This is a genomic window from Methanobrevibacter oralis, from assembly GCF_001639275.1.
GTDB classification, from domain to species: Archaea; Methanobacteriota; Methanobacteria; order Methanobacteriales; family Methanobacteriaceae; genus Methanocatella; species Methanocatella oralis.
In genome coordinates, this window is record NZ_LWMU01000112.1 from 1 (window position 1) to 2,900 (window position 2,900).

Sequence of the window (2,900 nt, forward strand, 5' to 3'; positions counted from 1 at the left end):
CACTTAAATTATTTCACAATAAACGGTTTATTAGCTTTAAATTATAAAAATAAAGCCAAATATCAGGAAAAAGTTTTTAGTAAAAGACTTGTTTAAAGTGAAATCACCTAAGTTTTTGAAAGTGCCTAAAAAATAAAAAAAATAGGGGAGAGTAATTAAGCTAATTTCTTAGCTTAATTAAATAAAATAAAAATGATCAATTTAGGGTAAATAAAAAATATGTATTATGAACCCTCTACATAATAGTTAATTTACATAGTATATAAATGTTACCATAGTTTATAAAAATTAAAGTAGACTTGAAAAAAAAATTCTTAAAATTTGAAAAAAATGTTAAAAGAATAAAAAAAATATATCATAAATATTAAACAGTACTTATAAAAAATTTATTAAAAATGAATAAGAATAATTAATTCCTTATTTAAGTAAAGAAAAATAATAAACTTCGATTGAATAAAACAACCCACACTGTTAAAGTTTTTAAACTAATAAAAAGAATCTAAATGTTATTTAAAAAAACGAAAGTTTGAAGTAATCAAGGAGGGAATTTGAAAGATAGTTATATGTGTTTGTCCTAATTTTGCTAAGCTATTGTAATCAATTACTCCAAACTATGTATAATGATTAGACAATCAAAGTATAAATACTTTTTTATAAAAAAGTATTACTTTATTTAATATAAAATATAAAAATAGTAATACAACAAGTAAAATAAAAAATTAAACTCTATAATTATCATCAATAAATGAATCAAATCTTAAATAAGCTTCATCAATAGCTATATCAAGTGATTTTTCGGTTATATTAGAAAGTTTATCTGGAAGAACTCCTAAATCAACATCAACATCTAATTGATCATTTTCATAAATAAGAGTAATATCTAAATCTAAATCCTCTAATTCTTTAGTTGAAATAACCTTAGAAACTTCTTTTTCTAAAATCAAACCAAATTCATTAGAAATAATAGATAAGTCTTCATCAGACAATTTTTTAAGTTTAGACATGATAATCTATAAAAAAAAGAAAAAAAGAATTAAGCATCAGGGTTTAATCCTTGCATTGCGGATTGAATACTAGATTGCATTTCTTCAAGTTTTTTCATGACTCTTTCTTCTTGACGTGCCATAGTTTGTTTTCTTAATTCAAGAGTTTCTAATTTATCTTCCATTTCACTAACAGCTTGATTGTAATCAACTTTAATAAGTAAAGTACCTGCTTGTTTAAATACTTCAGTAGAATCATCTGTTTTATTAAGTTCTTCTAACGCTTTTTGGGTTTCTTGAATTTGAACTTCAACATTTTGAACTTGCATTGTTACAGCCTGAGCTTGTTGTTGTAATTGTTGAAATTGATTTAATTGATGTTGTATATTTTCAGGAATCTCCATAATTTCACCTTTTATTATCAACTTAAAGTTGAATTTTATAATATATAAAAATATTGTTAAATAGTTAAGTCATTAATTTCCAAAGATAACTTAATCCATTTAATTGCTGAGTTAACAGAAGCTCTAAATGAAGTAGAATCTTCTGCATCAATATTAATAATAATTTTAGAATCTTTTAACTCTAAATTCATAGAAGATCTATAATCAGGAGCGGTTTCAAATTCTAAAAGAATGGATTCATAAATGATTTTAGCTTGAGATTCATTATCAAATTCCACAACAATATTACTTTTAACAGACTGGAGAGGACTTTCATTAATCATATTACTCCTCTAAAATCTTTTTAATATTGATTTGGAATTTAACTTTATCTCCAAATTTATTAATAAAATTAATTTTAGCTATTAAATCATCATTTGTTCTAGAAACATGAATATAATTTTCACTAGATTTATCTACTAATTCAATTCCTAAAATATCACTTAAACAATTAAGTTTAGGAACCTCACTAACTAATTTCAGTTTTGATGGAGCCATGTTAAATTTTTCATTTTCAGATGAAGCTCCAATTAAAATAGTAAGTAATACATCACCCTCATTTGAATAAAATGTAATTCTACTCGGATTCCCCTTAATCTCATCAACAATAGCGATATTAGTTTCATCTAATTCAAAAGCTTTTAATAAAACTTCACGCATATTCATTTTACCTCTGTTAACAGAAGAAAAAGCAGTAATATGGGATAAGTTTTTACAAAATTGCCTTGTTCTTTGAGAAGGTTTTCTAGATGTTGAAATTAACATTTAAATCAAAAAAAGTAAATTGTAGATAAAAGAAGATAAAAGTTATCTTGCTTTTATTATTCTAGTAGTTTCTGGAACATTCTTGAATAAAATCCTATACCTACACTTAGGACATTTATTTTCCATGTAGCTTTTATGATCTACTTCTGTTCCACAATGTGGACATCTATACAATCTTATTCCTCCACACGGACATTTCTAATATTACGTGCTGCAGATTTTGCCATAGGAGTTTGAGGTACATATGCTCCACCAGTGAATACTGCACCACATTTTCTACATTTCCAAATTCCAGCAGCCTGTCTTTTTACATAGGGTCTATCACACTTAGGACAAACATGATTTTTTTTCATGTTTTCTTCGATGATTTTAACGGATCTTTTAGCTTTTCTTCCGTACCTTGCACCGAATCTTCCTGTAATTCCCACTTTTTTAGTTCTTGCCATTATATCTCTCCATAAATAATGAAATATGTAAAAATTTAAATTAAAATTAATTTACAATGATTATTATAAAACAATCATAAAATAATCTAATATAATAATATTAAATTAACTATTATTTAAAGTTAATGGTAATTTCACATTCCTAGAAACTTAAGAATTTTTAGCTGAAAATTTTTATTATATCTTTTCATATTATAACAGCGTTATAATTAGTTCTTAGATTTGAATTTAATTTTTCGTAAGTTTTTTATATGATTTGTGAA

6 protein-coding genes are annotated in these 2,900 nt (G+C 24.5%); all 6 read right to left on the reverse strand.

The window, feature by feature from the left end:
• Nucleotides 1-719: 719 nt before the first annotated feature.
• From MBORA_RS08900 to rpl37A, 6 genes are read right to left on the reverse strand one after another with little or no spacing between them, the layout of a single operon-like run.
• Complete coding sequence (locus MBORA_RS08900) at nucleotides 720-1,004, reverse strand: DUF3194 domain-containing protein (protein WP_042694285.1); 285 nt, start codon at nucleotides 1,002-1,004, stop codon at nucleotides 720-722.
• A 29-nt stretch (nucleotides 1,005-1,033) separates the two neighbouring features.
• Nucleotides 1,034-1,387: a prefoldin subunit beta gene (locus tag MBORA_RS08905; protein ID WP_042694283.1), complete on the reverse strand. Its 354-nt coding sequence runs from the start codon at nucleotides 1,385-1,387 to the stop codon at nucleotides 1,034-1,036.
• Nucleotides 1,388-1,443: 56 nt separating this feature from the next.
• Nucleotides 1,444-1,710 (reverse strand): KEOPS complex subunit Pcc1, encoded by a 267-nt coding sequence (locus MBORA_RS08910; RefSeq protein ID WP_042694281.1) that lies wholly within the window; start codon nucleotides 1,708-1,710, stop codon nucleotides 1,444-1,446.
• 1 nt (nucleotide 1,711) lies between these two features.
• Nucleotides 1,712-2,191 (reverse strand): Brix domain-containing protein, encoded by a 480-nt coding sequence (locus MBORA_RS08915; protein WP_042694279.1) that lies wholly within the window; start codon nucleotides 2,189-2,191, stop codon nucleotides 1,712-1,714.
• Between the two features lie 42 nt (nucleotides 2,192-2,233).
• Nucleotides 2,234-2,365: a DNA-directed RNA polymerase subunit P gene (locus tag MBORA_RS08920; RefSeq protein ID WP_042694277.1), complete on the reverse strand. Its 132-nt coding sequence runs from the start codon at nucleotides 2,363-2,365 to the stop codon at nucleotides 2,234-2,236.
• Nucleotides 2,366-2,367: 2 nt separating this feature from the next.
• On the reverse strand, nucleotides 2,368-2,637 hold the full coding sequence (gene rpl37A / locus MBORA_RS08925) for a 50S ribosomal protein L37Ae (RefSeq protein WP_042694275.1): 270 nt from the start codon (nucleotides 2,635-2,637) through the stop codon (nucleotides 2,368-2,370).
• Nucleotides 2,638-2,900: the final 263 nt, after the last annotated feature.

Bases quoted from the DNA above. Each gene is read 5' to 3' on its own strand.
- MBORA_RS08915 (WP_042694279.1), bottom strand. From the start codon at position 2,191: ATGTTAATTTCAACATCTAGAAAACCTTCTCAAAGAACAAGGCAATTT.
- MBORA_RS08905 (WP_042694283.1), bottom strand. From the start codon at position 1,387: ATGGAGATTCCTGAAAATATACAACATCAATTAAATCAATTTCAACAA.
- MBORA_RS08910 (WP_042694281.1), bottom strand. From the start codon at position 1,710: ATGATTAATGAAAGTCCTCTCCAGTCTGTTAAAAGTAATATTGTTGTG.
- MBORA_RS08900 (WP_042694285.1), bottom strand. From the start codon at position 1,004: ATGTCTAAACTTAAAAAATTGTCTGATGAAGACTTATCTATTATTTCT.
- rpl37A (WP_042694275.1), bottom strand. From the start codon at position 2,637: ATGGCAAGAACTAAAAAAGTGGGAATTACAGGAAGATTCGGTGCAAGG.